Source organism: Ralstonia sp. 25C (assembly GCF_051904805.1).
GTDB lineage: Bacteria > Pseudomonadota > Gammaproteobacteria > Burkholderiales > Burkholderiaceae > Ralstonia.
In genome coordinates this window covers 1,144,312-1,170,641 of sequence record NZ_CP196738.1, presented here as the reverse complement: position 1 = coordinate 1,170,641, position 26,330 = coordinate 1,144,312, and the positions used below count along the sequence as shown (strand labels likewise).

General features: G+C 60.4%; 24 protein-coding genes and 3 pseudogenes. 12 read left to right on the top strand and 15 right to left on the bottom strand.

The annotated features are described in order from the left end of the window. Positions 1-42 precede the first annotated feature (42 nt). Both mdeB and ACS7SF_RS23720 read right to left on the bottom strand, forming a co-directional pair. Positions 43-2,739, bottom strand: coding sequence for an alpha-ketoglutarate dehydrogenase (mdeB, locus tag ACS7SF_RS23725; protein WP_439892936.1), 2,697 nt, complete (start codon positions 2,737-2,739; stop codon positions 43-45). Between the two features lie 235 nt (positions 2,740-2,974). After that, positions 2,975-3,100 (bottom strand): annotated as a pseudogene (locus tag ACS7SF_RS23720) (LysR family transcriptional regulator); the annotation flags it as partial. Positions 3,101-3,204: 104 nt separating this feature from the next. Here ACS7SF_RS23720 and ACS7SF_RS23715 point away from each other — a divergent pair. From ACS7SF_RS23715 to ACS7SF_RS23700, 4 genes and pseudogenes are all read left to right on the top strand, one after another. Beyond that, positions 3,205-3,778, top strand: a pseudogene (locus ACS7SF_RS23715) (LysE/ArgO family amino acid transporter). 15 nt (positions 3,779-3,793) lie between these two features. Beyond that, the gene (locus ACS7SF_RS23710; protein WP_439892935.1) at positions 3,794-4,489 is read left to right on the top strand and encodes a B3/B4 domain-containing protein; all 696 of its coding nucleotides are present in this window, start codon (positions 3,794-3,796) and stop codon (positions 4,487-4,489) included. A 46-nt stretch (positions 4,490-4,535) separates the two neighbouring features. Beyond that, entirely contained in the window at positions 4,536-5,177 is a 642-nt protein-coding gene (locus ACS7SF_RS23705) for a glutathione S-transferase family protein (protein ID WP_439894466.1), read from the top strand. Between the two features lie 41 nt (positions 5,178-5,218). After that, positions 5,219-5,545 (top strand): antibiotic biosynthesis monooxygenase family protein, encoded by a 327-nt coding sequence (locus ACS7SF_RS23700; RefSeq protein ID WP_439892934.1) that lies wholly within the window; start codon positions 5,219-5,221, stop codon positions 5,543-5,545. Positions 5,546-5,592: 47 nt separating this feature from the next. Here ACS7SF_RS23700 and ACS7SF_RS23695 read toward each other — a convergent pair whose 3' ends face one another. Continuing rightward, entirely contained in the window at positions 5,593-6,213 is a 621-nt protein-coding gene (locus ACS7SF_RS23695) for a LysE family translocator (RefSeq protein ID WP_439892933.1), read from the bottom strand. 129 nt (positions 6,214-6,342) lie between these two features. Here ACS7SF_RS23695 and ACS7SF_RS23690 point away from each other — a divergent pair, with 129 nt between their 5' ends. After that, complete coding sequence (locus ACS7SF_RS23690) at positions 6,343-7,293, top strand: LysR family transcriptional regulator (RefSeq protein ID WP_439892932.1); 951 nt, start codon at positions 6,343-6,345, stop codon at positions 7,291-7,293. A 61-nt stretch (positions 7,294-7,354) separates the two neighbouring features. Here the strand turns inward: ACS7SF_RS23690 and ACS7SF_RS23685 are convergent, their stop codons facing one another. Then, positions 7,355-8,146, bottom strand: coding sequence for an aldolase (locus tag ACS7SF_RS23685; RefSeq protein ID WP_439892931.1), 792 nt, complete (start codon positions 8,144-8,146; stop codon positions 7,355-7,357). A 719-nt stretch (positions 8,147-8,865) separates the two neighbouring features. Beyond that, a complete protein-coding gene (locus ACS7SF_RS23680) occupies positions 8,866-9,369 on the bottom strand; it encodes an HAD domain-containing protein (protein ID WP_439892930.1) in 504 nt (167 codons plus the stop codon). Between the two features lie 455 nt (positions 9,370-9,824). Between ACS7SF_RS23680 and ACS7SF_RS23675 the strand changes: the two genes are divergently transcribed. After that, complete coding sequence (locus tag ACS7SF_RS23675) at positions 9,825-10,085, top strand: helix-turn-helix domain-containing protein (protein WP_439892929.1); 261 nt, start codon at positions 9,825-9,827, stop codon at positions 10,083-10,085. Positions 10,086-10,471: 386 nt separating this feature from the next. Here the strand turns inward: ACS7SF_RS23675 and ACS7SF_RS23670 are convergent. Beyond that, a pseudogene (locus ACS7SF_RS23670) lies at positions 10,472-10,855 on the bottom strand (MerR family transcriptional regulator); the annotation flags it as partial. Between the two features lie 217 nt (positions 10,856-11,072). Between ACS7SF_RS23670 and ACS7SF_RS23665 the strand changes: the two are divergent. Next, positions 11,073-12,881, top strand: a complete 1,809-nt coding sequence (locus tag ACS7SF_RS23665) for an EAL domain-containing protein (protein WP_439892928.1) — start codon at positions 11,073-11,075, stop codon at positions 12,879-12,881. A gap of 7 nt (positions 12,882-12,888) precedes the next feature. Here ACS7SF_RS23665 and ACS7SF_RS23660 read toward each other — a convergent pair whose 3' ends face one another. After that, positions 12,889-13,641, bottom strand: a complete 753-nt coding sequence (locus ACS7SF_RS23660; protein ID WP_439892927.1) for an autoinducer binding domain-containing protein — start codon at positions 13,639-13,641, stop codon at positions 12,889-12,891. 951 nt (positions 13,642-14,592) lie between these two features. Between ACS7SF_RS23660 and ACS7SF_RS23655 the strand changes: the two genes are divergently transcribed. Further along, positions 14,593-16,023: a discoidin domain-containing protein gene (locus ACS7SF_RS23655; protein ID WP_439892926.1), complete on the top strand. Its 1,431-nt coding sequence runs from the start codon at positions 14,593-14,595 to the stop codon at positions 16,021-16,023. A 102-nt stretch (positions 16,024-16,125) separates the two neighbouring features. On the opposite strand, the gene ACS7SF_RS23650 is transcribed toward ACS7SF_RS23655, so the two are convergent. After that, positions 16,126-17,577: a sensor domain-containing diguanylate cyclase gene (locus ACS7SF_RS23650; RefSeq protein ID WP_439892925.1), complete on the bottom strand. Its 1,452-nt coding sequence runs from the start codon at positions 17,575-17,577 to the stop codon at positions 16,126-16,128. Between the two features lie 232 nt (positions 17,578-17,809). Here ACS7SF_RS23650 and ACS7SF_RS23645 point away from each other — a divergent pair, with 232 nt between their 5' ends. After that, positions 17,810-18,829 (top strand): 2-dehydropantoate 2-reductase, encoded by a 1,020-nt coding sequence (locus ACS7SF_RS23645; protein WP_439892924.1) that lies wholly within the window; start codon positions 17,810-17,812, stop codon positions 18,827-18,829. Between the two features lie 104 nt (positions 18,830-18,933). After that, a complete protein-coding gene (locus ACS7SF_RS23640) occupies positions 18,934-19,647 on the top strand; it encodes a tetratricopeptide repeat protein (protein ID WP_439892923.1) in 714 nt (237 codons plus the stop codon). A 27-nt stretch (positions 19,648-19,674) separates the two neighbouring features. On the opposite strand, the gene ACS7SF_RS23635 is transcribed toward ACS7SF_RS23640, so the two are convergent. From ACS7SF_RS23635 to treA, 3 genes are read right to left on the bottom strand one after another with little or no spacing between them, the layout of a single operon-like run. Further along, positions 19,675-20,049, bottom strand: a complete 375-nt coding sequence (locus ACS7SF_RS23635) for a 2OG-Fe(II) oxygenase (RefSeq protein ID WP_439892922.1) — start codon at positions 20,047-20,049, stop codon at positions 19,675-19,677. Positions 20,050-20,097: 48 nt separating this feature from the next. Then, the gene (locus tag ACS7SF_RS23630; RefSeq protein ID WP_439892921.1) at positions 20,098-20,361 is read right to left on the bottom strand and encodes a DUF2164 domain-containing protein; all 264 of its coding nucleotides are present in this window, start codon (positions 20,359-20,361) and stop codon (positions 20,098-20,100) included. Between the two features lie 35 nt (positions 20,362-20,396). Next, the gene (treA, locus tag ACS7SF_RS23625) at positions 20,397-22,010 is read right to left on the bottom strand and encodes an alpha,alpha-trehalase TreA (RefSeq protein ID WP_439892920.1); all 1,614 of its coding nucleotides are present in this window, start codon (positions 22,008-22,010) and stop codon (positions 20,397-20,399) included. 217 nt (positions 22,011-22,227) lie between these two features. Between treA and ACS7SF_RS23620 the strand changes: the two genes are divergently transcribed. Next, positions 22,228-22,611, top strand: coding sequence for a VOC family protein (locus ACS7SF_RS23620; protein WP_439892919.1), 384 nt, complete (start codon positions 22,228-22,230; stop codon positions 22,609-22,611). Between the two features lie 42 nt (positions 22,612-22,653). Here ACS7SF_RS23620 and ACS7SF_RS23615 read toward each other — a convergent pair whose 3' ends face one another. Continuing rightward, positions 22,654-23,139 (bottom strand): DUF2059 domain-containing protein, encoded by a 486-nt coding sequence (locus tag ACS7SF_RS23615; RefSeq protein WP_439892918.1) that lies wholly within the window; start codon positions 23,137-23,139, stop codon positions 22,654-22,656. 87 nt (positions 23,140-23,226) lie between these two features. Then, a complete protein-coding gene (locus ACS7SF_RS23610; protein ID WP_439892917.1) occupies positions 23,227-23,784 on the bottom strand; it encodes a dihydrofolate reductase family protein in 558 nt (185 codons plus the stop codon). Positions 23,785-23,961: 177 nt separating this feature from the next. Between ACS7SF_RS23610 and ACS7SF_RS23605 the strand changes: the two genes are divergently transcribed. After that, positions 23,962-24,579: an HAD-IA family hydrolase gene (locus ACS7SF_RS23605; protein WP_439892916.1), complete on the top strand. Its 618-nt coding sequence runs from the start codon at positions 23,962-23,964 to the stop codon at positions 24,577-24,579. A gap of 3 nt (positions 24,580-24,582) precedes the next feature. Here the strand turns inward: ACS7SF_RS23605 and ACS7SF_RS23600 are convergent, their stop codons facing one another. Both ACS7SF_RS23600 and ACS7SF_RS23595 read right to left on the bottom strand, forming a co-directional pair. Then, on the bottom strand, positions 24,583-25,743 hold the full coding sequence (locus ACS7SF_RS23600) for a GGDEF domain-containing protein (protein WP_439892915.1): 1,161 nt from the start codon (positions 25,741-25,743) through the stop codon (positions 24,583-24,585). A gap of 92 nt (positions 25,744-25,835) precedes the next feature. Further along, positions 25,836-26,327, bottom strand: coding sequence for a hypothetical protein (locus ACS7SF_RS23595; protein ID WP_439892914.1), 492 nt, complete (start codon positions 26,325-26,327; stop codon positions 25,836-25,838). Positions 26,328-26,330 lie beyond the last annotated feature (3 nt).

The window sequence follows — 26,330 nt, the reverse complement described above, 5'->3', positions numbered from 1 at the left end:
ACTCGTGCGTGCGGGATAGGCAAGAGAAAAAGAGTGCGTCTGCTATGACAGCCAGGGAGCTGGCCGGCTACGATCGATACCGTAGCGCTCGCTTGCTTCAGCAAGCACGCTCCGCGGAAGGTCACCATCACGTACAAGCCCGTGCAGAGCCGCGAGCACAACTTGGTGACGATCGACCTCAAAGAATTGCCGCAGTGCCGACCGCGTGTCGCTACGACCGAAGCCATCGGTACCCAAAGCGATGAAGCGAGCATCGACATAGGACGAAATCAGTTGCGGCCAAGCCCGAACATAGTCAGAAGCCGCAACGATCGGAGCACCCCCGGAAAGGGATGCCTCAAGGTGGCTGATGCGATCACTCTCGCCTGAGTTCAGGCGATTCCAGCGCTCAGTTTCCCTTGCCTCACGTGCCAGCTCACTGAAGCTCGTGACGCTCCACACTTCGCTCGATACATGCCAGTCCGTCGACAGCAACTCGGCGGCTGCGATCACTTCGCGCAGGATCGTTCCGGAGCCGAGCAACCGCACGTGGCCTTTCGCCTTGGCCACTTCCGTCTGCGAATAGCGATACATGCCACGAACAATCTGCTCTTCAACTCCTGACGGCAACGAGGGTTGGGCATAGTTCTCGTTCATCACGGTGACGTAGTAGAACTCGTCAACGCCGCGCTCCATCATCTGCCGCATGCCGTGATCGACGATCACTGCAAGTTCGCCGGCAAAGGCCGGATCGTAGGCTCGGCAGTTGGGAATGGTGGCGGCGATCACGTGGCTGGTCCCATCCTGGTGCTGCAGCCCTTCTCCGCCCAGCGTTGTACGACCTGCTGTTGCGCCAAGAAGGAAGCCGCGCGCACGTTGGTCAGCCGCTGCCCAGATGAGATCTCCCACACGCTGGAAGCCGAACATCGAGTAGTAGATATAGAACGGCAGCATCGGCTTGCCATGCACACTATAGGAAGTTGCGGCCGCAACCCAAGAGGACAACGCACCAGCTTCGGTGATGCCTTCTTCCAGAAGTTGACCATCGCGTGCTTCGCGGTAGTACAGCATAGAACCCGCGTCTTCCGGCTCATACAGCTGTCCCGCCGGCGAGTAGATGCCGATCTGACGGAACAGGTTCGCCATACCAAAGGTGCGCGCCTCATCGGCAACGATGGGGACAATTCGGGAGCCGAGCTTCTCGTCCTTCAGAAGCCCCCCAAGCATACGAACCACCGCCATGGTGGTCGACATCTCCTTGCCGTCAGACTCCAGCGCAAAGCGGGCGTAGTCTGCGATCGACGGCACCGCGATGGTTTCAGCTTCGCGCACTCGCACCGGCATGTACCCGCCCAGCGCCGAGCGGCGCTCACGCAGGTAGCGCATCTCGCGGCTGTCCTCGGCCGGACGATAGAACTTCAACTCAGCCACGTCCTCGTCCGACAGCGGCAAAGAAAGACGATCTCGGAACGCCTTCAGTGCGTCGATATCCAGCTTCTTCGCCTGGTGCGCCGTCATGCGCGACTCACCCGCCCCTCCCATGCCGTAGCCCTTCTTTGTCTTCGCCAGAATCACGGTTGGCCGGCCCTTGTGTGCCTTGGCCGCCGCGAAAGCCGCGTAGAGCTTGCGGAAATCGTGACCCCCTCGCTTCAGAGCGTCGATGTCTGCGTCCGACATGTGCGACACCAGCGCCTGCACCTCAGGATCCTGCTGGAAGAAATGCACCAGGTTGTAGGCACCATCCTTTGCACCCAGGGTCTGGTACTGGCCATCCACAGTCTGTGCAAACCGGTGCAACAGTGCATGGTTCGTGTCGCGGGCGAACAGCGGATCCCAATCTGAGCCCCAGATCACCTTGATCACATTCCAGCCGGCACCTGTGAACAGGGACTCAAGCTCCTGAATGATTTGGCCGTTACCACGCACCGGCCCATCCAACCGCTGCAGATTGCAGTTGATGATGAACGTAACGTTGTCGAGATTCTCACGAGCAGCGAGCGTCAACCCTGCAATCGATTCCGGCTCGTCCATCTCGCCGTCACCGAACACGCCCCACACATGGCGGTCTGCCGTATCGGCAACGCCGCGGTTGGCAAGGTAGCGCATAAAGCGCGCCTGATAGATTGCACTGAGCGGCCCGAGCCCCATCGACCCTGTCGGGAACTGCCAGAAGTCCGGCATGAGCCAGGGATGTGGGTACGAGCACAGACCTTGCCCGCCGACTTCCTGACGATAGTTGGCAAGGTGACTCTCCGTCAGGCGGCCTTCGAGGAAGGCGCGTGCATACACACCGGGTGCCGAGTGCGGTTGATAGAAAACCAAATCGCCGCCGTGCGCGTCATCGCGCGCACGGAAGAAGTGATTGAAGCCCACTTCGAAGATTTCAGCAGCCGAGGCGTAGCTTGCAATATGGCCACCAAGCTCACCATAGGCTTGATTCGCACGCACCACCATCGCCAGCGCATTCCAACGCATGATGGAGGTGATCCGCTCCTCCATCGCAAGGTCCCCCGGGTATGGCTTCTCGCGATCGAGCGGTATCGTGTTTCGATACGCCGAATACGGCTGCGCATTCGCAATGATGCCTAACGTGCGGGCCTGCTCTTCCAGTTGCCGGAGCAGATACACGCCGCGCTCTGGACCAGCTTCGCGCACGACCGCTTCAAGGGCATCAGTCCACTCCCGCGTTTCTTCGCGGTCGATATCAGGCGTCGCCGCTGCAGCGAACCCATTGGTAATACTGTCTTCTCGGCCACCCATGCTTCTCTCCTTTCGATGAAAGGGAGCTTACCAACGAAGACGCGGAACGTGCTTCCGTATTCCGCGTTCGGCTGAGCGCGATTCAAAACAGTCTGCCGCAAAATCCCACGCCCTGACGCAGAAAATGCCGAGAGGGTTGCATAGGACGATAGATTGGCGACAGCAGCAAAGACGAATCTGCCGGTCCACTCAAGTTAGTGGTGACGCAAACGCCTTACTCACATGTGGCGGCCGAATCTAGTGTCTTAATGCGCTGCGATACAGCGGAGGGCGTGATAGAGAGACAGCGCGCTGCAGCTTCGAAGCTAGCTTCTTCCAGCACGGCGGCTAACGCGGCGAGTTGCGGGTGAATCAGGTCCATGGACTTGCTTGGAAATTAATTTCTCTTCATCGCATCAAGAAAAAATAAGTTTCCTTACTTCGAGCACTACGACAACATTCCCCATTTCGTGCTTGGCTTTCTTCATGTTCCTTGCCACAACGTCCGCCGGCTTCATGACCGGCGTAGGCCTCATTTTCTCTATTTGGGCACAGAACGCATTCGTGTTGCGACAAGGGCTGCAGCGTAACCATATAGCGTCAGTGGTCTCCATCTGCTCCCTCGCTGACATAGTTCTGATCATCTGCGATCTTGCCGGCATTGGGAGGTTGGTACACGAATGGTCTGGGCTACTGAAACCTTGCGCTATGGTGGCGCCGCGTTTGTCGGGCTATATGGTTAGCACGCGACACCAGTTGCTGTCCTCCCTCTTGGTTGGCACCAATGCTCCTTACCCTCACCTTCCTCAACCCACACGTCTATCTCGACACGATGGTATTGGTGGGCAGCTTGTCCACCCGCTACCCGGGCATGGCGCAATGGGCATTCGGCCTCGGGGCATGTGCTGCGAGCCTAGTTAGGTTCTCGCCCCTCGACTACGGTTCGCGCCTGCTACCGCCGATCTTTCGCGACCCACAAGCCTGGCGCGTGCTTCACACACTGGTTGCAGCTTTCATGCTGGTGCTTTGTGCACTGCTGCTTCCGCATCCACTCACATAAGTCGGAGATTTTCTGATGCCATCTGTATTGCCTGTCATCGATTCCGCCATCGCAGAGTTGGCCCCTGGGTTCAGAGCACTGAGCGTCACGGTTGAGGCAACGAGCATTGCCGACCCAAGCATTGCGGCGGTTGCACTGACCCGCGCCTACCAATCGTTGGCCGCAGGGCAAGCGACCTGGGCGGATGCACATCTCTCGGCTTGGGCGGACGCCTTCAGAAGATTTGGCGCAAAGCCTCAGCGCACCCCCTGCTCCGCTGAAGCCTTGCGTAAGCGAGTGCAGCGTGATGGAAACCTGCCAACCATCGACCCAATTGTCGACGTCTACAACGCAATCAGTATCCAGTATGCCGTTCCCGTCGGGGGCGAGAACCTTGCTGCCTACGTCGGAGGCCCAAGATTGACGATCGCCGATGGAACGGAACTGTTCGACACCATGAAAGATGGTGTCCCGGCCAGCGAATCTCCAGAGGCAGGAGAAGTGATATGGCGTGACGACAAGGGAGTGACATGTCGGCGCTGGAACTGGCGCCAAGGTGTCAGAACGCGGCTGGGTGCAGAGGCTCGTCAAATGTGGTTCATCCTGGAGAGCCTGCCAGCCATGCCTCTGGATGCGTTACACGAAGCCGGCGACCAACTGACTGAACTTCTGCAGACCATGATGCCTGGCGCGAAGATCGACCGACAGCTTGTCGGCTTCGGCCACCACTAACCTCTCTTCCGCTCCGACGATCATCATCACTGCCGCACAGATCCATATGCCTGCCTTCAAGTTGCACTGCTTTGCCGAGTCAGGCAATGCATACAAAATTGCCCTAATGCTCACCGCCGCAGGCGCAGACTGGGAGCCCGTCCACGTCGATTTCTTTAGTGGGGTCACCAAAACTGAAGCGTGGCGGCAGGAATTCAACGAGATGGGCGAGGTCCCCGTTCTTGAGTTTGGTGATGAGAAACTGACCCAAACAGGAGTCATCCTCCCGTACCTCTCCGAGGTTCTGAACGCATTTGGCGGCAAGGACACTGCTGAGAAATGGGAGATCGCACGCTGGATATTGTTCGACAACCACAAGTTCTCGAGCTATTTCGCTACGCATCGCTGGTTACAAACATTTGCTGGTGCTACACCTCATCCCGCAGTGATGGAGTTTCTGCGTGCCCGGATTGATGGCGCCTTTGATATTGTGGAAAAGCACCTGTCGGAGAATCCATTCATGGTGGGTGATCAACTCACGATCGCGGATTTTTCTCTGGCGGGATATCTTTACTATCCCCCCGAAGAAACCGGCTACCTGCTACAAGACACGCACCCCAACCTTGCCTCATGGTTGGAGCGAATAGCACGCGTGCCCGGCTGGAAAGCACCGTACGCCCTGCTAACCCTCGGTACCGGCAAGGAATAGGGTCGTGGCCGACGACACCTAAACCACATCCGTCTGTGTCTATGTATTCATCAACCTTCATCTTCCGAGCTAGGCAATACGACGAAGAGTTTCATCGCCTCGACCAACAAATCGCCGAGGCAGCCAGATCCATACCGGGATATGTTGGGGAAGAAACCTGGGAAAGGCCTGAGGCTGGCTTGATCCAGAATGTCTACTATTGGAAATCGGAGCAAGCGCTTCAGCAGTTGATCCATCACCCTGCGCACCTAGAAGCCAAGGTCAAGCAGTCTCGCTGGCTTGATGGCTATCGCGTCGTGATCGCGCGAGTGATATACCAGTACGGTGATGGCGGTGTAGCTCCCCTCGAGGGATTGCACTCCATCTGACCTAATGGGTAAACCGCCCCAGAAGTCGCCTACACCGCGGGCGCCCATCAGCTCTTTGTGCCCAGTAGCAGGCCACCAAACAGAATGAAGATGGAACCGGTCAGGCGATTGAATTGCCGGCGCAGTCGAGGGTTGCCCAGCAGTTGCCTCACATGCCCACTGCCTACCCCATAAACGCAATACCAGAACAGCTCAGAGAGCACGAAGCCCAGAATAATCATGGCGTACTGCGAAACAGGCTCCGAGTGGGCATCCACAAACTGCGGCATAAACGCGACACCGAAGAGCATGAGCTTTGGATTCGTGAGCCCAATCATGCAGGCACGCCAGAACATTCTCGACACGTTCTCGATGGTGGCTCGTTGCGTCGATTCAGATGCCAAATCCTTACTCCGCCATGCTTGCACGCCCAAGTACACCAGGTAGCTCACTCCGACATAGCGAACCAGTTCGAAATAGCCGGTGGATGCACGCATCAGAGCGCCGAGGCCAGCCGCCGAAGCGGTAAGGATAAGCATCAAGCCTGTGATGCACCCCGCCATTGCAGGCAGGCTCTGCCGGACGCCAAAATGGACACAACGCGTCAGTACGTGAAGCATGTTTGGTCCCGGGGTGGAGCAGATGAGAAAGGCGGAAAGCCAAGCCGCAAGAATCATTTGGGTCGTCATCTATGTCTCTCTATAGCAAACACGCTTCGTGCGAAGCCGGACTGAGGCGATTCAGCGTGTTCGTGAAAGTTTGCGAAAGCCGAAGCCCGCACAGCAAAGGTACAGCGAGATGGGCAGCGAGGAAAAACGATGCTTTCTGACGATATCGGTGAGTTGAGATCACACAATGGCCGCAGAGGTATTCCCTCACTGCTCGCGCTACGCTGCTTTGAAGCAGCCGCCCGGGAAGAGAGCTTCACACGCGCCGCCGATGCGCTAAGCCTTACTCATGGCGCAGTCAGTCGCGCCGTGCGACTGCTGGAGGACGACATCGGTGTTGAGTTGTTTGAACGACGCAACCGCCGCGTATTTCTCACGCAGCACGGACGCAAGCTGGCCGATGCTGTTGCACACGGATTCAAGCTCATTGAAGTGGCCTGCAACGAGCTGAGGGAACTAGCGAATGGCTCTTCGTTGACCTTGGCGTGTGAGCCCACCTTGTTGATGCGTTGGCTAATTCCAAACTTGGCTGCGCTGCAGAGAGCTCAGCCCAATTTGAAGCTTCAGCTTGTCGCGGCATCCGGGCCGGCGTTAGGGCAAGGCGCTGACATGGCCATTCGGCGGAACGATATTGAGTGGCCAGAGGAAACAGAAGCTACGATGCTTTTCAACGAACGCATCGGCCCCGTTTGTCGCCGTGAATCGGCCCATCACTATATAGGGAACCACAACGGCCTGCCCTGCATAAAGAACTCTGCGCCGCTGCTTCATACGAAGACGCGTCCTGATGCATGGAAGACATGGAGTGCCTTGACGAAGACGAACCTGCCGAACCGCAACGAGAAAGTATTCGAGCACTTCTACTTCAGCCTTCAAGCGGCGACCGCAGGTTTGGGCGTGGCCGTCGGACCGTGGCACCTCGTTCGCGACGACATCGAAAACGGGTTGCTTGACGCACCGTTAGGCTTTGTCGAGGACGGCTCTGCGTACTTCTTGGTATCGTCTCGACCAACTGCTTCCAGCCCGTCAAGAGCGGCAGTTCGAGATTGGCTACTGCGGTTGGCTGGAAAAAATCCTAGCCGGCCCCATCGCGAAGCGTGACCTCGCAGTCCACAACGCTTCGCAGACGCAAAGTCAGCGCCTTATCCCTTGTACATTATTGCTACAAGCAGTCGGCGTGAAATGGCAAAGCGCGGCGCGCATAGTATGAGAATGCGGCCATATTTCGCTTGGGGCGGTTGATCCAGTCTCGCGCTTCACGTCCGAGTGATGGATCAATCGGTCGAATCTGACCAGCCGCCATAGCAATGAGTTGCATTTTTGCAGCCCTCTCAACAGCCATTGAAAGCACACATGCCTCCTCCACTGTTCTCGCAGCCACGAGCAAACCATGGTGAGAAAGCAGAAGCGCATGTTTGTTGCCCAATGCAGCCGTGATGAACTCCCCTTCTTCGTTACCCACGGGAACACCCGGCCAGTCGGAAGCAAATGCCACATCATCGTAGATGACGCAGTTGTCCATGTGTGCCACCTCGAGCGGAACTTCCAACATGCTCAGTGTCGAAGTATGGACCGCATGGGTGTGAACGATGCATTGAACGTCCGGACGTGCCCGGTATACCCAGGAATGAAATCTGTTTGCGGGGTTAGCCATGCCTTCGCCACGCAGAACATTCAGGTCCTCGTCGACCAAAAGCAAGTTCTTCGCAGAGATCTCATTGAAGCCCAGACCTAAGCGCTGCGTGTAGTAGGTCGCCGGTTCTTCCGCTATAGCGGTGATCTGGCCCGACAGACCAGAGTCGTGACCAGCGTCGTACAGAATTCGGCAAGTCAGCGCGAGCTTCTGCTCCAGTGTGTAGTCGCTATCCTTGAGCAGTTGGTCCATCTGCGCCGTCGAGCGCCTTACCAACTCATCTTTTTCCAAAGCAAAGGTGTTGCTCGCAGGATTTTCCATGTTCGAACGATGAGGCGGAGTGTTCAGAAGATCGCTGCCATTTCACATTCCGAGATAAGAAACCCGTGAGGTACCGAAGGTCTACGTCAGAGGCGTGGATAGCAGCTTCCTGGGAGTATTGGCCAACAGAAAGCCTTGTGGCCATGATGTAGAACTCATACGAGATATAACGGAAGCTAACCGTTGGCGATCAAATGAGAGCGGCTTAGCCGACCCATCGATACGTCTCACTCCCATGGGACCACCACAAGCTGCAAACAGTCGACATACTGATATTGAACACGTCGATACCGGTGCGCGGAATCAACTGCCGCTAGAACCACTGGGGCTAGCAAGATCGCCCTAGCCTTCCGTGCATCATCGATAGATGCCGCCGCATCGAGAGCACGTCTCGCCGATAATCGAACGGTCTATGGTTGGTTTTGACGATGGGCGTCAAATGCGGAGATATGCTGTTAAAGATGCGCTCATCATCGATCTTACCGACGATCTGGCCATTTGAGTCGTGATGGCTTCGCCCCCGCTGTGGCCGTCTTCTTGAGGTTGTGATCGCCGTCACATTCCTCTGATAGCCGGCAATGACGAGTCGCGCCTCGACCGAGGCTATCAGGAGGGATGGGTTTTAGCTGCAGGCCAACAGAGGAGCACATCGGTAGGCGGCTGACTAGGCTCACGTGCCGGCACTTGATTCGAGTCCGTTCGTCTGCAACGGCGAACTTCTATTGATGGAGTTTCGCCTCAAGCTCAAGCAGTGACTCATCGCTCGAAAGGCCAGTGCAACTGCTTGTTCTCACCAGATGACGCCGATCTGACTCATCCCACCCCTCATCATCGTCATCTATGGCGATCCATTCCACCGCAGCATCAGATGAGGTCTTGGAAAGGTATCTCTTGATCTGCTCGTAGCGCGATGCCCTCACAAACCAGTTGTCGTCTAGTCGATGATGTCCCTCGTGGTGACGCCCCATTGCGGAATGCCAAGTCGCACCGATAACCCTTCGTCGCAGTGAATCGGGAAGAAAGTCACGCGCCCTGCTGAATCCCAAGACACGAACCCAAGACGTCGATAACACAATCTGCAAATCGGGGCGCCGCTCCAAAATCGCCGTGAGTGTAGGCGCCCACATGAAGAGCTCGCCGTCGGCCCGCAAGACTGGCCGCCCATGGATCAAGTATACGGCGTCTGGATGCAGGACTCCGTCATAGTCCAGGAATAGGATCAACTTGGAATCTCCGTCGCTTGCGGCCCTCGGAAGCTAGCGCAAATCATCCCAAGCGCAGTACCGTGCTCCGTCTCTTGACTGATACAAAAACTCGCCATCCCTTTCCTCGGGTAAGAGTCGGACAGCAAGAATCATTGCGTCATCCAAAGAGCACTGAAGAGTTATCACGCTCCCACGCAGCAGGGAGATCTCCAAGCTCTCTGTCTCTTCGACAAAGATGGCTCCGACCACATCTGACTGCTCAAGCTTTAAGTCGAAACCAAGCGTGGGCATGCGAAAGCAAACTTGATCAGCAGCGGTGGCAATTCGCAATTCTGCTTGGGTGGGTCTACTTCCATTCTGTACAGCGTTGCGCCCTTTGCGACGAGTGCTCATATCGAATAAGTAGGTCACAGAATCTCCATTGTGACTCAAAACCCACTGACATCAAAGTGTGGCGTTAGCACTATGCGGGCATGTCGATCCACCCGCCTCGCCTCGTCAGACCGGACCCTCGCCAGGTGTTGGCTGACAACATGCGGCGACTGCGGGCGGAACGCGGTTGGTCACAAGAAGAGCTGTCTTTTCGATCTGGACTGGACCGTTCTTTTTTGGCGCATGTAGAGCGATGCGCGCGTAACGCCTCGCTAGACAGCATTGAACGCATAGCTGCTGCGTTTGAGCTTCCAATCGCTGCTCTCTTTGACGAGGACGCGTCGCGGCCGAGTGGCTCCTAGCCCCGCTGGTTGCCCTCTCTTAGATTGTGCCCACTTCCTGACGCGTGACCATGCGTCGAACGCCATTGGCGATGGCAGCCCTTTCCAGGTCGCGAAAGGCTTACCGGAGTTGATCGTTTACGTATCCAACTCCATGCGGCGACCTGTTGCTCATCGTAGGTGTCGCACCATGATCTGCAGCTACGGCTGACGCTTTAACTCTGGGATGACGAAACCTCCACGCGGCCTCAATAGCGGGCGGGCACATCGCTCGGACCATTGGCCGTTAGAACACCCCACCCGCTACAGGTTCTTTTCCCAAGGATTACCAATTGATGTTGGAACACCCCAACGTCAGTCAGCGGTGTGGCGACAGGTCTGTAAGTAAACAACCCAACACCGCTCTTCATGGTCATCCATTCCAAGGTTGTGAGCCATTCAGCAAGCTCGGGCTCCTCCTTGCGCACAAGCTGGTCGTGCAGACGGGTCAGCCGATCGCGCAGCACGCTGGCCTGCGTGATCTGCTGATCGAGCATCGCGATCTGCCGTTCCATGATCGTGGTCAGGGGAACGTCCGGGTTTGCCAGGAAAGCCCCGATGTCAGCCAGCGACATACCGAAGCGCCGCAACGCCTGGATCTGATGCAGCCGGGCGATGTCAGCCTTGTCGTAGAGCCGGTAGCCGCTATCGGAGCGGGCCGAAGGCACGAGCAAACCGATGCTGTCGTAGTGATGCAGCATGCGGACGGTCAGTCCGCAGCGTTTGGCGAGATCGCCCACTTTCAACAGCATGGCTGGCTCCTGTTTTCTGGCTTGGTCACAGGCTAGGACCTCACACAATGTGAGGGTCAAGCGCGGCGTGCATGGATGACGCGCCATGAAGACGCAGGCGCACGCAGCATTTTGGCCTAAGCCCCTCTGTGGTGGGGACTGTCATCCGCCAACCCGCGCCGCACCGTGCGTCACAAAAAGTTCATTTAACTCTGTGTTCAGTGGGCCGTTAGGCGGAATGTCCGAGCTTGCGTCCAACGCCATGACTTCCTCACCGCTTCCCCTGCCGGCGGGCATTGCGCCCGAGATGCTGCGTACGGTGTTTCAGCCGATCTTCCGCCTATCCACCGCAGAAGTGCTCGGCTACGAAGCCTTGCTGCGCGGGCCGGTCGGCTCGGTGATGGAATCGCCCGCCGCGCTGTTTGCCGCCGCCACCAGCACGGCGGACGCGATTGCACTGGAGACCACCGCCGCACGTCTGGCGATCGAACGCTTCTCGGCCATGCGCCTGCCGGGCAAGCTGTTCCTGAACTTCAGCGCCTTTGGTGTGCGCCAGGTGCTGCAAGATCATGCCCGCCTGCTGCATGGGATTGCCGCCCACGACCTCCACCCCTCGCGCATCGTCATCGAGCTGACGGAGCAGACCCCCATTGACGACCTTGCCAGCTTTGCCGAGGCGCTATCCGTGGCGCGCGACTTTGGCATTCAATGCGCGCTGGACGATTTCGGCACCGGCAATGCCAACCTGAACCTGCTGATCGAACTCACACCCGATTTCATCAAGCTCGACAAGTACTTCCTGCGCGACATCGCCAAGCACCCGGCCAAGCTGGACATGGCGCGCACGCTGCAACAAACGCTCAAGGGCAGCGCCACCAGCATCATTGCCGAAGGGCTGGAGACCGAAGACGAACTGGGCGTGGTGCGCGATCTGGGCATCCGGTTTGGGCAAGGCTTCTTTCTGGCCCACCCGCACGACACCCCCGCGAGCGACATGTCGATCCACGCGGCGCGCGTGCTGCAGTCCTCGCAGATTGCGGTGTTTCCGCAGGCCGTACGTGTGGGCTGGCGCGCCATCACGGCCAGCAAACTGCTGCGCGTGGCACCCACCCTGCCTCTCCGTAGCAGCAACGACGAGGTGCTGCACCTGTTCAACCGCCACCCCGATCTGCACGCGGTGGCGCTGCTCGATGAAGACGAACGGCCGCTCGCGCTCATCGCGCGCCGCGCCTTCATCGATCGGTATGCGATGCCATATCACCGTGAGCTGTACGGCAAAAAACCCGCGCTGGCGTTTGCCAACCGGCAACCGGTGCTGGTGGAAAAATCCGCCTCGCTGGAAGACATGTCGGCGCTGCTGATGAGCGAAGACCAGCGCTACCTCACCGACGGTTTCATCATCACCGAGCACGACCGCTACCTGGGTCTGGGTACGGGCGAAGAGCTGGTGCGCACCGTCACGGAGATCCGCATCGAGGCGGCGCGCTATGCCAACCCGCTCACCTTCCTGCCAGGCAACATCCCTTTGAACCTGCACATTGAACGTTTGCTGGAAGCGCGCGCCGAGTTCTACGCCTGCTATGTCGATCTGAACCACTTCAAGCCCTTCAACGATCAGTACGGCTACTGGCAGGGCGACGAGATGCTCAAGATGGCGGCCGCCGTGCTGACCACGGCATGTGAGCCCACGCGTGATTTTCTCGGCCACGTGGGCGGCGATGATTTTCTGATCCTCTTTCAGAGCGCGGACTGGCGCGAGCGCGTCGAGCACGCCATGGCCGCCTTCAACGCCAACGCGCTCGCCATGTATACACCCGCAGACCGCGCCGCCGGCGGCATCCACGCCGAGGACCGCAAAGGGGTGCCGGCGTTCTTCCGCTTCGTGACGATGGCGGTGGGAGCCCTGCATGTCTGCCCCGGGGCTGCCCGCAACAGTGATGACATCGGCACTGCAGCGGCGCTGGCCAAGCGACGGGCGAAGCAGAGCGACAGCGGCTTCTACCTGGAAGCCATGCGCCCCGCCCAGCCCACGTGTGCCACCGCCTGAAGCACCGCTACAACATCGCCGGAATCAACCCGAGCAGCGCGGCCTTCACTACCGCGTGCGTCTTGTTGGCGGCGTTGAGCTTGGTGATGGCGTTGCGGATGTGGAAGTTCACGTTGCGCTCGGTCATCTCCAGGATGGCCGCGACTTCGGCAGCCGTCTTGCCTTCGGCCGTCCAGTGCAGCGTCTGGCGCTCCACGTCTTTCAGGCGCGCGGCGGCATCCGGCAACAACGTGTTGGCCATCAACGCGCTGATGCTGGCGTGCGTGCGCTGGCTCAGCCAGATCATCTCCGGCTCGCTGGCGGCCAGTTCGTCGTCGGTGATGGGCATGGCGCTGCGCACGAGGCTGAAGGTGCCGAAGATGCCCGTGTGATCTCGAATGGTGTGCGACCACCCGTGATTGAGCCCGTGCTGGCGGGCCTCCACCCAGAACGGCACATCTGCCATAGCGATGCCGGACCACAGCACCGGTTTGACGCTGCGCTGTCCGAACTGCAGCACCGGATCAATGACCGCATAGCCGCGTGTGCGATAGCGTTCACACCAGCGCTCGGGGTAGGTGCTCCAGCAGATGGTGTTGAAGCGCGTAATGGGAATGGCCGCACGCAGAGCGTAGGCGTAATAGTCAAAACCCAGTTGGCGCACCGCCGGTTGCAGGCAACGAAATACCGCATCGGCATCGCGCAAGGTGTTCAGCTCGTGCAGCAATGCCGCACGCCATGACGCTGCGCCGCCGTGCGCCAGTTGATTGTGAGCGCCCATTCCAATCAGCCTCCAGAACCCACGCTGAATCGCCCAGAAACGTCGCGCCCACATTCGCACTGTTTGCTTTGCACATTTTGGGTGCGCGGAAAGCGTGATCAGTCTTGCGTTTTACTGAGGGCAATCGTTGGCGTGCACGAACTATACATAATCCAAATCGAATTGCGTGATATGCATAGCGGCTGTGTTTAGTAGGTTTTCTCGAATATGGGGATTGCGTAATACAGCGATAAACCGATTGATAACCGGATAGCCTTACGCAAAATCCATCTCGTTATTTGCACATGACGTTCTTGTTTGTGGTGTCTATGTCAAATGTGCTTTGCAATTTTCCAGCCAGGCAATCCGTTTACAACCCTCTGCGTAGGCGACATTCGCATCGCCGGCTTCCGATCCAAGTTGTTGATGCGGTGGAGGTGGCCTTCCGTGCGCATTGTTCTCGCCCGGTGCCGAGACCGCCGCAGAGCGTGCTCTGGCGCCGACATTGGGCGATGCGGCAGTGCAACGACCAGCAAAGATTGCACCTCAATCACGCGACAAAGTGTCGCAGTAAAAATAACAATAACGACGGTGCACGTGCTGGCTGATCAACGTTTCAAAAAATTGATATGTCAGATTTACACACGCATGTGGCGGCTCGCTCCCACGACGATGAATTAAGGCAAGAACGGCTTTCTTATTAGGGTTTCGGATCGTCAGCGAAACCCTTACAGTCTGGCCCGCGACTCGCCTTCTCGATGTAGTCGAGACCCCGACAAGAAGCACGACGGTACGAAGCAAAGGGTTTCTGGCGCGTTTCATCCCTCGTCACTCCCCCCGGTTGTGTGGCGCTTTTTCAACTTGGTCGACTACCGAGTTTGGCGAAGCTTTGCCCAAATTCCACGAAGTGACGCGGACTTAATACGGCGGTTGCCACCGCCACTGGCCCACTTGCATAGGAAGTCCTGTTTCATGCGCACCCAATTGTTTTCTTTCGGCCGTCTTGGCCTGCTTGCCGGCGCGGCGTTTGCCCTGTTTTCCGCCCCCAGCCAAGCCACCTGCGTAGCCAATCCGCCCACGCAAGCCAACAGCACCTTTCCGGCCAGCCTGACCGGCAAGCTCGCGTACCACAGCTACGTGAGCTATGGCGACGGCACCAGCCAGATCTTCATTTACGACTTCTCGGCACGCACGCTCACGCAAGTGTCGAAGGCCGCCTGGGGCATCCAGGACCCGATGAACGCCGTGTTCAGCCCCGACGGCAAATGGCTCGCCTTCATGGGCATCCAGAACAACGCGTGGAACGTGTACTTCTGGCAGGTCGGCTCGAGCAACATGCCGATCAACCTGACCAACAGCACGGGCCAGACACGCAATGAAGACCCGAAGTTCAGCACCGACGGCAAGTCGCTGCTCTTCAAGCAGAACGGCGACGTGATGCAGGCCGCGCTGTCGTACACGAGCTCGGGCCCCGTGTTCACCTCGGTCACCAACCTGACGCGCACCGCACCGACGCTGGAAAACTCGATGCCGTTTGCCACGCCGGATGGCACGGCCGTGTACTACACCACAGGCACGGGTTCGGGCATGGGCCTGTACAAGCAGACGGTGGGCAGCACCAGCAAAGTCGCGTTCGACACGCCGGCAGGCCTGGCCACGTACTACCCGATCGTGCGTGCGGACGGCACGGTGTTCTATGCGCGCTGGCACGACGCCACCAGCCAGGCCGACCAGATCTACACCAAGGTCAACCCGAGCGATACGCCCAACCAGCTCTCGCTCAACGACTGCAACAGCAACAACTCCGACCCCTCGCCCGTGAACAACACGAACTACGTGTTCTTCTCGTCGACCAGCGCCGGCGGCTACCAGCTTTACCTCGGCGATGTGACCACCGGCCAGCGCTGGAGCCTGTCGCAGTTTGGCGTGAACTCCGATACCACCAAGGCCAAGCTGGGCTCGAACTACTACGCCGGCGGCAACACGGTGGCCGCCGCTCAGGCCAGCACACTGCTGTCGCAAGGCAAGCCAGCCAGCGCATCGTCGAGCTACAGCGCCAGCCTCGGCCCGGCCTACGCGTTTGACGGCAACACCACCAACACCCGCTGGGATTCGGTGGAAGGCGTAGCAGGCACGCAGTGGCTCATGGTAGATCTGGGCTCCACCCGCACCATCACCGGCGTCGACCTGTACTGGGACGCTGGCGCCAAGGTGTATTCCATTCAGACGTCGAACGACGCCGTGAACTGGACCAACATCTACTCGACCTCGAACGGCGCATCGTGGGGCCACGTGTCCCTCGCCAACCTCAAGGGCAGCGGCCGCTACGTGCGCATGTACGGCACGCAGCGCGCGACGCAGTGGGGCTACTCGCTGGACGAAATGCAGGTGTGGGGCTACTGATTGCGCTGATCGCACCCTGGGCCCACCAGCCCATCGCCTGACATGACAACGCCCCGGTGGTTTCGGCCATCGGGGCGTTTGTCTTGTGGCGGAGTGACGCGCTCAGGAGTGCAAGGTGGACGGAATCGGCGGCGCAGGCACCGGGGGCGCTGAACGGCTCGCCAGCGGCATCGACATCACGCGGTTGCGACCTCCCATCTTTGCGGCATAGAGCGCGCGATCCGCTGTTTCCGTCAGCCATGACGGCTGCGCACCGGGCTCGCACACGAACGTCGCCACCCCAACGCTGACCGTCACATACGGCGCCACTGTCGATTTGACATGTGCAATGCCGAGCGCGACCACGGTATCGCAAACCGATTGCCCCGCCTGCGCTGCGGCAACCGCATCCAGATCGGGCAGCAAGACATAGAACTCCTCGCCGCCGCAACGCGCCACCAAGTCGCCACTGCGGCGCGCATTTTTGCTCAGGCACGCAGACACGGCGGTCAGGCAGTGATCTCCATCCGCATGGCCATAGGCATCGTTGAAGGCCTTGAAGCAGTCCACGTCGATCATCAGCAGCGAGAGTGGCGTACCCGTGCGCGTGCTATGCCGCCAGGCGTTCGCCAGCGCCGCTTCAAAACCACGCCGGTTGGCAACACCCGTGAGCGGGTCAGTGATGGCCAACCGCTTGAGCTCCGCCAGCGCGGCACGCAGGCGCGCGTACAACACGCCCTGCTCGATCAGCAGCAACAGCAGCACAAAGCTTGCCGCCAGCAACCCGTAGATGCGCCCCGCATAGAAGCCCAGATCGAACCGGCCCGCGTTGAACACGGCGCTCAACGCTACATCGCACACCCACACGCACAGCACCACCATCAACCAGATGTCGATGGTGGCGTGAGGCTTGCGCTGCCACAGCACCCACAGCGCCGCCACGCAGAGGCTCCATGTCGTACCGGCCACCCAGAGCATCACCGGCGTGTAGTGGTTGGCCGCCATGATGGCCGGCAACCAACGCGCTTCGGCCGTGGCCAGCACCATGCACGCAGACGCCACAGCCAGCGTTGTACCGATCACCAGCCCGATCATCCGCAAGGACACCCGCTGCTGCTGCGCGGCGCCTGCGCGATCCCGAAGAAACGCATAGGCCAGCACCGACAGCGGAAACCCGGCATGCCAGAACATGTAGATCCAGGCAGTGCTCTGCTGACCGGCACCCAACAGCCCCTGCGCAGCAAACAGCCCCGGAAACGTCAGCATGTGCCCGACCGTGAGCAGGGCGGTGAACAGGTAGCCGCACGCCAGCACCAGCAGCGCCCGCGAACGCGTAATGACGACCTGCCCGAGCAGTAGCCCTGCGGTAAACAGATCGTTGAGGATGAGTGCCGATTCGTAGATCGGCACGAACGCCGGCACCGGCATCAACGGCACGCGCGCAAACGGCACCAGACAAACAAACACCAGCAGCGACAGCACCGCCACCGTGCGCGCCGTCCGCTTGACGCGGCGGCCCGGCGGCGTGTTCAACTCGAAACCGGACACCTCGCCGGCACGTTCGGAAGCCAACATAATTCCACCCGAAGCAGCCTAGGCTGCTTTGCTCTATTTGATCTAAACCGAACGTAGTGTCACACGGCGCGGGGGCGGGTGGCAGCGGGAAATTCCCTCAAGCGTGGCGCTCAAGCCGCAATGCCAGCACTGGCGCGGTTTCCAGAGAAGCCCCCAAATTGTAAAAAGCCAGACATTCCACCACGGTGCCAACAGGCAGGATGGCGCATTCCGTTCCGGGGGCATGGAGGACATGGCGAAGATCTGCATCATGGGGGCCGGCTCGATCGGCTGTTACATCGGTGGCCGGCTGCGCGCCGCGGGCGCTGATGTGACCCTGGTCGGCCGCGCCCACATTGGCGACGCGCTGCGCGCGCACGGCCTGACGTTGACGGACTACCGCAACGGCCGCTGGCACGTGCCGCCAGCGGCCGTGCAGTACGTGACCGGCCCAGACGCGGCGGCCGTTGCCGACCTCGTTCTGGTGACGGTCAAATCCGCCGCCACCCAAGCCATCGCAGAAGAGCTCGCGCCCATCCTGCGTGCCGGCACAACCGTCATCAGCTTCCAGAACGGCCTGCACAATGCTGACGCGCTGCGCGCCGCCCTTCCCAATCAAACCGTACTGGCCGGCATGGTGCCGTTCAATGTCATGCAGCCCAGGCCCGGCACCTTCCATCAAGGTACGGGCGGGGAACTGGAGGTGGCAGCATCGTCGGCACTGCAACCGTTTCTCGACCCGTTCCGTCGTGCCGGACTACCGCTCATGCAGCGTACCGACATGGCAGCCGCGCAATGGGCCAAGCTGCTGCTCAACCTGAACAACGCCATCAACGCACTGGCCAATCGGCCGCTGAAGGAAGAGCTGTCGCAGCGCGCCTACCGGCGCTGCCTCGCGCTCGCACAACGCGAAGCACTGCGGTTGTTGGCGCGCGCAGGCATCCGGCCCGCCAAACTGACGCCCGTGCCGCCCGCGTGGATTCCGCATCTGTTGACCACACCCGATGCGGTGTTTGCGCGGTTGGGCGGCAAGATGCTCGCCATCGATCCGCTCGCGCGCTCGTCCATGTCCGACGATCTGGCTGCCGGCCGCACCACCGAGGTCGACTGGATCAACGGCGAGGTGGTGCAATTGGCGGAACGGCTCGGCCTGCGCGCGCCAATCAACGCGCAATTGTGTGCGCTGGTGCATGCCGCCGAAGCGGCCTCTACGCGCCCGAACTGGTCTGGTGGCGATCTGCTGACCGCGCTACAGGCGACGCTCCATCGTTAGCAAAGCGGCCACCCGTTGCAGGTGGCCGACATACCCCTCTTCCCGATCCACCGGCCGTCAAACCGTTCTGCTACCGTCGCTCGAACTTTTGATCAGGGGTTTCCATGCCGTCTCTGCGTGTGTTTGTTGTCGTTGCCGCGCTACTCGCCAGCCTGTCTGTGTGGGCGCAAAACCCATCATCCATCAACCCGGACGACGCTCGCAACGCGCAGCTCGTGCAAGAGGGGGCACAGCTCGCGAAAGCCCACAGGCCCGCGGAGGCCATCGACACATTCGACAAAGTCACGGGCTTCTACGAAAGCGCTTACCGCAACGAAACAGGCCGGCTTTATAGCGCACGCACCCAGCCGGAAGCGCTGATGTATCTACTGGAAGCCGCCAATGCCAAGACGAGCGCAAAAATTGTGTCGTCCAACTGGGCCTATGCCTACTATCTCAAGGCCTACGCCATGATCGAACTGAACCGCATGGACGAAGCCAAGGTGACCCTGCAACGGGCCATCGACATGTCGCCGCACAACGCGCAATTCCGCACGGAGATGGGCGGCGTCTATCAGCGCGAGAAGAACTGGCCCATGGCGATCACCAGCTTCGAAACCGCCGAACGCGACGCACGCGAATTCTCAGCGCCGAACATCAAGAACACAGAGCTCGCACGCGCCTGGCGCGGTCTGGCCTACGTGTATGTCGAGCAGAACCGGCTGGACGAGGCGGAGGCGTTGTATCGAAAGTGCCTGGAGCTGGACGCCAACGACACACGCGCCGCCTCGGAACTGCGTTACCTGCAGGCGCAGCGCGCTAAGGCGGGCAATCCGTAGGTTTGGCAACGCAAATGCGCCGCAAACCTAGGTGCGGCCTCGCCCCAACACCCACCCCACCGACAACACATACCGGCTGCCGCCCACCACACGCGTCACGCTGTGCTCGCACGCATCGGGCCGGAACAGCTTGATGCGCCGCGTCTGGAAGATCGGGTTCGCGCAAATAAACTCACCGCCCGCGCGCGGCGACTTCAGTACGATGTTCAGCCGATAGTGCCGGCCGTTGGAGACCGGGTCAGTATGCGGCGGGATCTCCGAACCGTCCGGATAGCGGATCAGATAGGTGTCGAACGGGATGGGCCACAGCGCGGTGGCCAGCAGCATCTTGTCGTAGCCCGTGCCCTGGCGGCCTCGCTGCCAGCGGAAGGCGGTGCTGAAGAATGCGCGCAAGGAAGACATGGAAGCGAAGCGGCCCCAGCAGTGGAATCCGCGCATGGTAGCCGGGAACTATCGGCGCTTGTCGAATTTCTTCCAGTATTCGAAGGGCTCCTGGTGGCACTCGTAGTCCAGCTCCGCCACGCGCATGTGCAGGCGTTCCTGCACCTGTTGCACGGCGAGGTTGTAGACCACGGGGCCGATCTCCTCCAGAAAGAAGCTCAGCAGCGCACCGGCCTGGATGTTGCCGATGCGCTCGTCCATGTGCTCGCTGAAATAGCGCTGGATGGATTGAACAGCCTCTTCGCGGACGTCGCGGTCAAGTTCAATGGGCATGCACGGGGCTCGCTGGGGCGGATGAGGCCACCAGCTTACTGCCCGCGACCGTACACATCCAGCAGCTTGAGCGTGACGCCGTTGGTCCAGCCAAAACCATCCTGCAGCGGATACTCGCCACCGCCGCCACCGGTGCCGGTTCCATCGACGATGTATTTCTCGACGAGCTTCTGCTGGCTGGCATAGAGCTGCTCGACGCTGCCGAGAAAGCGCTCGCCAATTGCCTGCGCGAGCGGTTGCCAGCCGTATTTCTGCGCGCCTCGCAACGCAATCCATTGCAGCGGTGCCCAGCCGTTAGGAGCATCCCACTGCTGGCCGGTCTTGAAGGTGGTGGTCGACAATCCACCCACCTGCAGCAGCGCTTGCTGCGTCCATTGCAAGGTCTTCCAGGCACGGTCCGGCCGCGCGGCACCGACGAACAGCGGATACGTCATCGCGGCGGACTTGTTGTCGCGGATGCGGCCGAGCTGCCAGTCGTAGTCGGCGTAGTAGCCGGCGGGGTGCCACAGGTAGCGCTCGATGGCGATAGCGCGTTTGCCGGCACGTACGGAATATTCCACCGTGCAGGCAAAATCCCGCGCCGCCGTGCAGCCGCGCGCGATGGTCTTCTCGAGCTGGAACATCAGGCTGTTCAGGTCAACCGGCACGATGGACGTGGTGCGGATGGTGGCCAACGTAGCGTTGTCGCCAAACCAGCGCGAGCTGAAATCCCAGCCGCTCTCGGCTGCCGCACGCAGGTCGCGCCACACCTCGTTGGCGGGGCGGCCAGGTGTTTGCTGCGCGGTGGTCACGTCTTGCAGATAGGACTCGGGGCGCGGCGTGTCTTGGTCATCCCAGTAGCGATTGAGCACAGTGCCATCCCGCATCACGACGACGTTGCTGCTCGCCTGCCCGGCGGGCGTGGTGGCCGCACCGCGCATCCAGTACGCATATTCCTTGCGCAGTTGCGGCAGGTAGCGCTTGAGCGCGGCGTCACCCTCCTGCTGCGCGGCAAGCTCCACCATCAACGCGAAGAACGGTGGCTGCGATCGGCTCAGGTAGTACGTGCGATTGCCGTTGGGGATATGCCCAAACTGGTCGATGGCATAGGCGAAGTTGTCGAGCATGTTGTCGACCAGGTCTTCGCGGCCGGCCTCCTGCAGGCCGAGCATGGTGAAATAGGTGTCCCAGTAGTAGCCCTCGCGAAAGCGCCCGCCGGGCACCACGTACGGCTTCGGCAATGGAACGAGTGAGCTGTTGTTGGGTGCTGTCGTCGTGGTGCGCGTGAGCGCCGGCCACAGCCAGTCGATATGCGCACGCAACGTCTGCCCCGCAGGCGGCGTGACAGGCGTATCGACCGGCGGCGTGAAGTATTGGTCGACAAACGCCTTGAGCGAGAAGCCCGGCACGTTTTTCTGTGCCTGGTACGCCTGCACGATGACAGCGGGCGTGGCCTTGGGCACCGCATCGACAAAGGTCTTCTGATCCGGATACACCTGCGCGGTCTGCACGGCGACAAACAGGTCGCCGTAAAGCTTGTCGGGCGATGGCGGCAATGCAGCACCGACACCGACATCCGCCAGCGCGGAAGAAGCCGCGAACCCCAGTGTCAACCATGCCGCCAAGTGTGCCGCGCGGCGCCGAATGAAAAAGTGAGTCTGTCGATGCATCGTTGTCTCCTGCCTGGTGGACCGAAAGCCAGTCCAGAAAAGGAGACGCCGACAGCGTTGTCAAGCCGACAGGTTTTGCGCAAAACCACACCGTGCCGCCGCGCCAGAACCGGCGCCCTATCAGGCTTTGCAGGCAGGTAACTTGCTGGCGCGACGCACCTTGCGCGCGCCCGGGCGTGGTCTATCGTTGAAGCAACACCGCCGTGGAGGCACGCCCATGCCCATCGAGTTGAACCACACCATCGTCTGGTGCCGCGACAAGCAGAAGTCCACACGCTTCCTGCGCGACATCCTTGACCTGCCCGAGCCGATTCCATTCGGCCAGATGCTGGTTGTGCCGCTCTCGAACAGCGTGTCGCTCGATTTCTTTGACAGCGACAAACCGATCGCCAAGCAGCACTACGCCTTCCTCATCAGCGATGCTGAATTTGACCGTGCGTTCGCACGCATCCAGGCGAAAGGGCTGACCTACTGGGCCGACCCTGCAAAGAGACGCGAGGGAGAAACCTACGCGCACAACGGCGGGCGCGGGCTGTACTTCGATGATCCGGATGGGCATTTTCTGGAGATCATGACGCGGCCGTATGACCTCGGGGCGTGAGAGCCGCTGCGAAGAATCAGAGGCAGCGGCTCGCACCTGACGCTAGCGATCGCAGCGACATTCCTGCGCAATCAATTTCGCGCGGTCAATAAATTTCGAGATTGCCCGTTCCTGAATCGGCTTATAGCGATCTTGGAAAAGCCTAGAAAACACAGGCATGGCATCGCGCGACGCCGCCACCTCCTTCTGGCCGAGCGACGATGAATAGAACGCGATCAACTGATCCAGCTCCTCATCGGTGAACTTTGCACCAAACACCTGCCCCCACGTCTGGACGATTTCCTGCGCGTTCCAAGGCGGTTGCAGGTCGTTCATGAACAACTCCATCGCCTCTTGAAAGCGCTTGCGAAAAGTCTCATCCGGGTTCAGACCACTGAGCATCTGCGCCATCATTTCGTTGGCCTGCTTGCGGCCGTATTCACGACTGCTTGCCAACGCCTGATCGAACGTCTTGACCAGTCCTTGTGCCTCCATCAGCTTCTGCACTTTTTCTTCGCGGCTATCCGCCAGCGCAGACGTCGACAGCATGACGCCAACCACAATCGCGATCCCTTTACGTATCAATTCAACCCCCGGGTGTTGTTTTGGTGTGGCGATTTTACGTGGCGGCCGGCACTACCCGCGCACAACGTCGTACCGCATTTCGACGAACGTGTTCTTGTACGGCACCGCAGAAGTCAGCTTCAACGGCGGCGTGACGATCGTGCGCGGCAGCAGCGGCAGACCTGTGCCCAACACGACGGGCATCACCTGCACGATCAGTTCATCGAGCAAGCCACGATCGAGAAACTGACCGGCCAGCTCGCCACCACCGACGATCCATACGTTGCGGCCATCGGCTGCGGCAAGCATCTCCCGATGCACCGGCGCGACATCCCCCTGTACGAAGCGAATGTCTGCACCTTCCACCGTGGGCAACTCGCGTGAAGTAAACACCCACGCCGGCTGCGTATACGGCCACGGCTGCGGGTCCGCTCCGCTTGGGCGCACAAGCTCGCGCAACAACCACAGGTAGGTGGATGCGCCCATCGCCAGCGCTCCAACATCGCGGATGAAACCGTCGTAGCTCGTACCTTCGAGCGAGCCGAACTGCATCAACCAATCCAGCGAATGGTCGTGCGTGGCGATATAACCGTCGAGGCTGGTGGCAGCGTAGTACTGGGTCTTTGACATGGCGCGGGCACTCCTCTCGAAATTGGGGAAGAGGATGCTACGCCGAGCGCATTGTGCGTGCCTTACGTTTCCGACGTTTCAATTGGCTGACGGCAGACGCCCACCCCGTTTCGCCAGAGCAATGACCGTGGATAGAATCGGCGCCCCGGCCACCGCCGGATGCATACCAGATACACCATGCCCTATCGCCTCATCGCATTCGATTTCGACGGCACCCTTGCCGATTCGTTTGACCTCTTCATCGACGCGCTGAATGCCGCGTCGGCCAAGCACGGCTTCCGCACGCTCGCGGGCGCGGAGTTAGAGCAAGCGCGCGGCACTTCGGCACGCGGCGTGATGCGCATGTTGGGCGTTCCCCTATGGAAGGCGCCGGCCATCACGCTCGACATGCGGCAGCGGATGCGCGGCCGCATTGCCCAGACCACGCTGTTTGCCGACGTGGCGCAAACGCTGGAGACGCTCGCCGCTCGCGGCGTACGCCTAGCCATCGCCACGTCCAACGCAGAAGACACGGTGCGTGCGGTGCTGGGCCCAACCGCCCGACTCATCGACCCGTTCTATTGCGGCATTTCCGTGTTCGGCAAGGCGCGCAAGCTGTCATCGCTCGTGGCGGCGACTGGCATCTCCAAAGAAGAGGTCTTGTATGTGGGCGATGAGATGCGCGACGCCGATGCCGCTCGCGCGGCAGGTATCGCTTTTCGTGGCGTCGCTTGGGGCTATACCGCGCCGGATGCGTTGCAGCGGCACACCGGCACGCCGCTGCTCGAGCATCCGCGCGACCTGCTGACCGTGTAAGCGCTAAGCGCTCGCAGCAACGCTAACGCGATCACGCCCCAAATTCTTGGCGTCGTACAACGCGTGGTCGGCACGGGCGCTCAGGCGGTCATACGTTTCACCCGGCTGCCACGCGGCAACCCCGCCGCTGAAGCTGTAGCGGCAGGCCTCCGCGCCCGTCCCCACCGCCACCACTTGCGCGGCGGCGGCCTTGCGCAACCGCTCCGCAATGGGCACGGCGTCTTGCAGGCTGGTGTCGGGCAGCAGCAGTGCAAACTCTTCGCCGCCGATTCGGCCCAGGACGTCCGTCGGCCGCAGCTGCATATGCGCCATCTGCACAAACGCGCGCAGCACGGCGTCACCACCGGCATGGCCGAGCGTGTCGTTGATGCGTTTGAAATAGTCCAGATCCAGAAGCAGCAACGACAGCGGCCGAGCCTGTACCTGCATGCGCGCCACATGGCGTCGCGCCAGCGCCTCGAAACCCTGTCGTGATAGCGCACCGGTCAGGAAATCGCGGTTGGCGGCGTCGCGCGCATCGGCCAGCAGCGCGTCGTGCACCATCAACATCGCCGACATCGACAGGATGGGCATGATGGCCGCGGCCACCACCAGCAGCAGCACACTGATCGGCGTGGCGAACATGGTGGGATTGGACGCGGTGCCCAGGGTCAAGAAGTAGAGGCCGCGCGTGAGTTGGCAGGCGCCGAACGTCAACGCAATGCCGGCGGTCACGCGATACGGATAGGTCGGTCGGCCAGCGGGCGCGTGCCGCATCAACATCCAGGCGAGCGCCGTACAGAACGCGGCTGAAAACAGCGTGGTGGCAAACACGCGCATGGGAATACTGTCGACAACGTAGCGCCAGTAGATCACTGCCGCCCCAACCGCCGCCACACCTGTCAACAGGAGCGGCCAGTGCGACCGTCGCCCAAGAAAACGCGCGCAGCCCACGTAATAAGCCGCCCCACCCAATGCCAGCAACACGTTCGCAACAACGACAGACAGCGCATCGGGAATCGACCCGCGCAGCAGGATCATGGGCAGCGCCAGCACCACCGCCAGGTTGGCGCCAAACCACTCCGCAATGCCGGCCTTGCCGGAGCGCAGCAACGAACCGAGCAGCCCCAGGAGTACAAAGCTCATCAGCGCCGACGTAGCAATGGCGACGCCTGGATCCAGCATGGGGACTCCCGCAAAGTCTTCTGTGGCGGGGATTCTACGGAAAGCGGTGGGTGGGGGACATCACCGGGTGGTGGGGCACGGCGCCAACTTGGCTACTTTGCGTACTCAAGTTGGGCAAGCGCCTGTGCAAGATCGAACTGATTGCACCGATGCTCGGGAATCATGCCTTCCGCATCCAGCTGCGCAAGCTCGAAACCCTCCTCCACATCCTCGTAGTAGAGAACATCGGCGCCAAACACCGCGACCACGTAGACCTCATCGATCGCATTCAAGCGCCGGATCGGCACGGCATGAGGCGCCACGCTGTGGAGAGCAAAAAACTCGCGCTGCGCCCCAGTGCAGTGTTCGAGTTCATTCGCCAAGAGCGCTTCCAACTCCAGCCGTGATATGGGAGGACGATCCGGTGTCGACTCCGACAACAACTCGGACAGCTCTTCAGCAGGAAGCCGCTTCATCAGCAGTTCGACCTTGCGGTCATAGTGTCGGTCGTTTGGCTCAACACCCTTCTGGCTCTTGCGCCCGTACTCCTGAACAAAGCGGCCGAGCATGCCCGAAAGCATGGTCTTGTTGCGGCGAGAGGTCATGAA

Coding starts and splice junctions, on each gene's coding strand:
- mdeB (WP_439892936.1), bottom strand. CDS start 2,739: ATGGGTGGCCGAGAAGACAGTATTACCAATGGGTTCGCTGCAGCGGCG.
- ACS7SF_RS23710 (WP_439892935.1), top strand. CDS start 3,794: ATGCCATCTGTATTGCCTGTCATCGATTCCGCCATCGCAGAGTTGGCC.
- ACS7SF_RS23705 (WP_439894466.1), top strand. CDS start 4,536: ATGCCTGCCTTCAAGTTGCACTGCTTTGCCGAGTCAGGCAATGCATAC.
- ACS7SF_RS23700 (WP_439892934.1), top strand. CDS start 5,219: ATGTATTCATCAACCTTCATCTTCCGAGCTAGGCAATACGACGAAGAG.
- ACS7SF_RS23695 (WP_439892933.1), bottom strand. CDS start 6,213: ATGACGACCCAAATGATTCTTGCGGCTTGGCTTTCCGCCTTTCTCATC.
- ACS7SF_RS23690 (WP_439892932.1), top strand. CDS start 6,343: ATGCTTTCTGACGATATCGGTGAGTTGAGATCACACAATGGCCGCAGA.
- ACS7SF_RS23685 (WP_439892931.1), bottom strand. CDS start 8,146: ATGGAAAATCCTGCGAGCAACACCTTTGCTTTGGAAAAAGATGAGTTG.
- ACS7SF_RS23675 (WP_439892929.1), top strand. CDS start 9,825: ATGTCGATCCACCCGCCTCGCCTCGTCAGACCGGACCCTCGCCAGGTG.
- ACS7SF_RS23665 (WP_439892928.1), top strand. CDS start 11,073: ATGTCCGAGCTTGCGTCCAACGCCATGACTTCCTCACCGCTTCCCCTG.
- ACS7SF_RS23660 (WP_439892927.1), bottom strand. CDS start 13,641: ATGGGCGCTCACAATCAACTGGCGCACGGCGGCGCAGCGTCATGGCGT.
- ACS7SF_RS23655 (WP_439892926.1), top strand. CDS start 14,593: ATGCGCACCCAATTGTTTTCTTTCGGCCGTCTTGGCCTGCTTGCCGGC.
- ACS7SF_RS23650 (WP_439892925.1), bottom strand. CDS start 17,577: ATGTTGGCTTCCGAACGTGCCGGCGAGGTGTCCGGTTTCGAGTTGAAC.
- ACS7SF_RS23645 (WP_439892924.1), top strand. CDS start 17,810: ATGGCGAAGATCTGCATCATGGGGGCCGGCTCGATCGGCTGTTACATC.
- ACS7SF_RS23640 (WP_439892923.1), top strand. CDS start 18,934: ATGCCGTCTCTGCGTGTGTTTGTTGTCGTTGCCGCGCTACTCGCCAGC.
- ACS7SF_RS23635 (WP_439892922.1), bottom strand. CDS start 20,049: ATGTCTTCCTTGCGCGCATTCTTCAGCACCGCCTTCCGCTGGCAGCGA.
- ACS7SF_RS23630 (WP_439892921.1), bottom strand. CDS start 20,361: ATGCCCATTGAACTTGACCGCGACGTCCGCGAAGAGGCTGTTCAATCC.
- treA (WP_439892920.1), bottom strand. CDS start 22,010: ATGCATCGACAGACTCACTTTTTCATTCGGCGCCGCGCGGCACACTTG.
- ACS7SF_RS23620 (WP_439892919.1), top strand. CDS start 22,228: ATGCCCATCGAGTTGAACCACACCATCGTCTGGTGCCGCGACAAGCAG.
- ACS7SF_RS23615 (WP_439892918.1), bottom strand. CDS start 23,139: ATGCTGTCGACGTCTGCGCTGGCGGATAGCCGCGAAGAAAAAGTGCAG.
- ACS7SF_RS23610 (WP_439892917.1), bottom strand. CDS start 23,784: ATGTCAAAGACCCAGTACTACGCTGCCACCAGCCTCGACGGTTATATC.
- ACS7SF_RS23605 (WP_439892916.1), top strand. CDS start 23,962: ATGCCCTATCGCCTCATCGCATTCGATTTCGACGGCACCCTTGCCGAT.
- ACS7SF_RS23600 (WP_439892915.1), bottom strand. CDS start 25,743: ATGCTGGATCCAGGCGTCGCCATTGCTACGTCGGCGCTGATGAGCTTT.
- ACS7SF_RS23595 (WP_439892914.1), bottom strand. CDS start 26,327: ATGACCTCTCGCCGCAACAAGACCATGCTTTCGGGCATGCTCGGCCGC.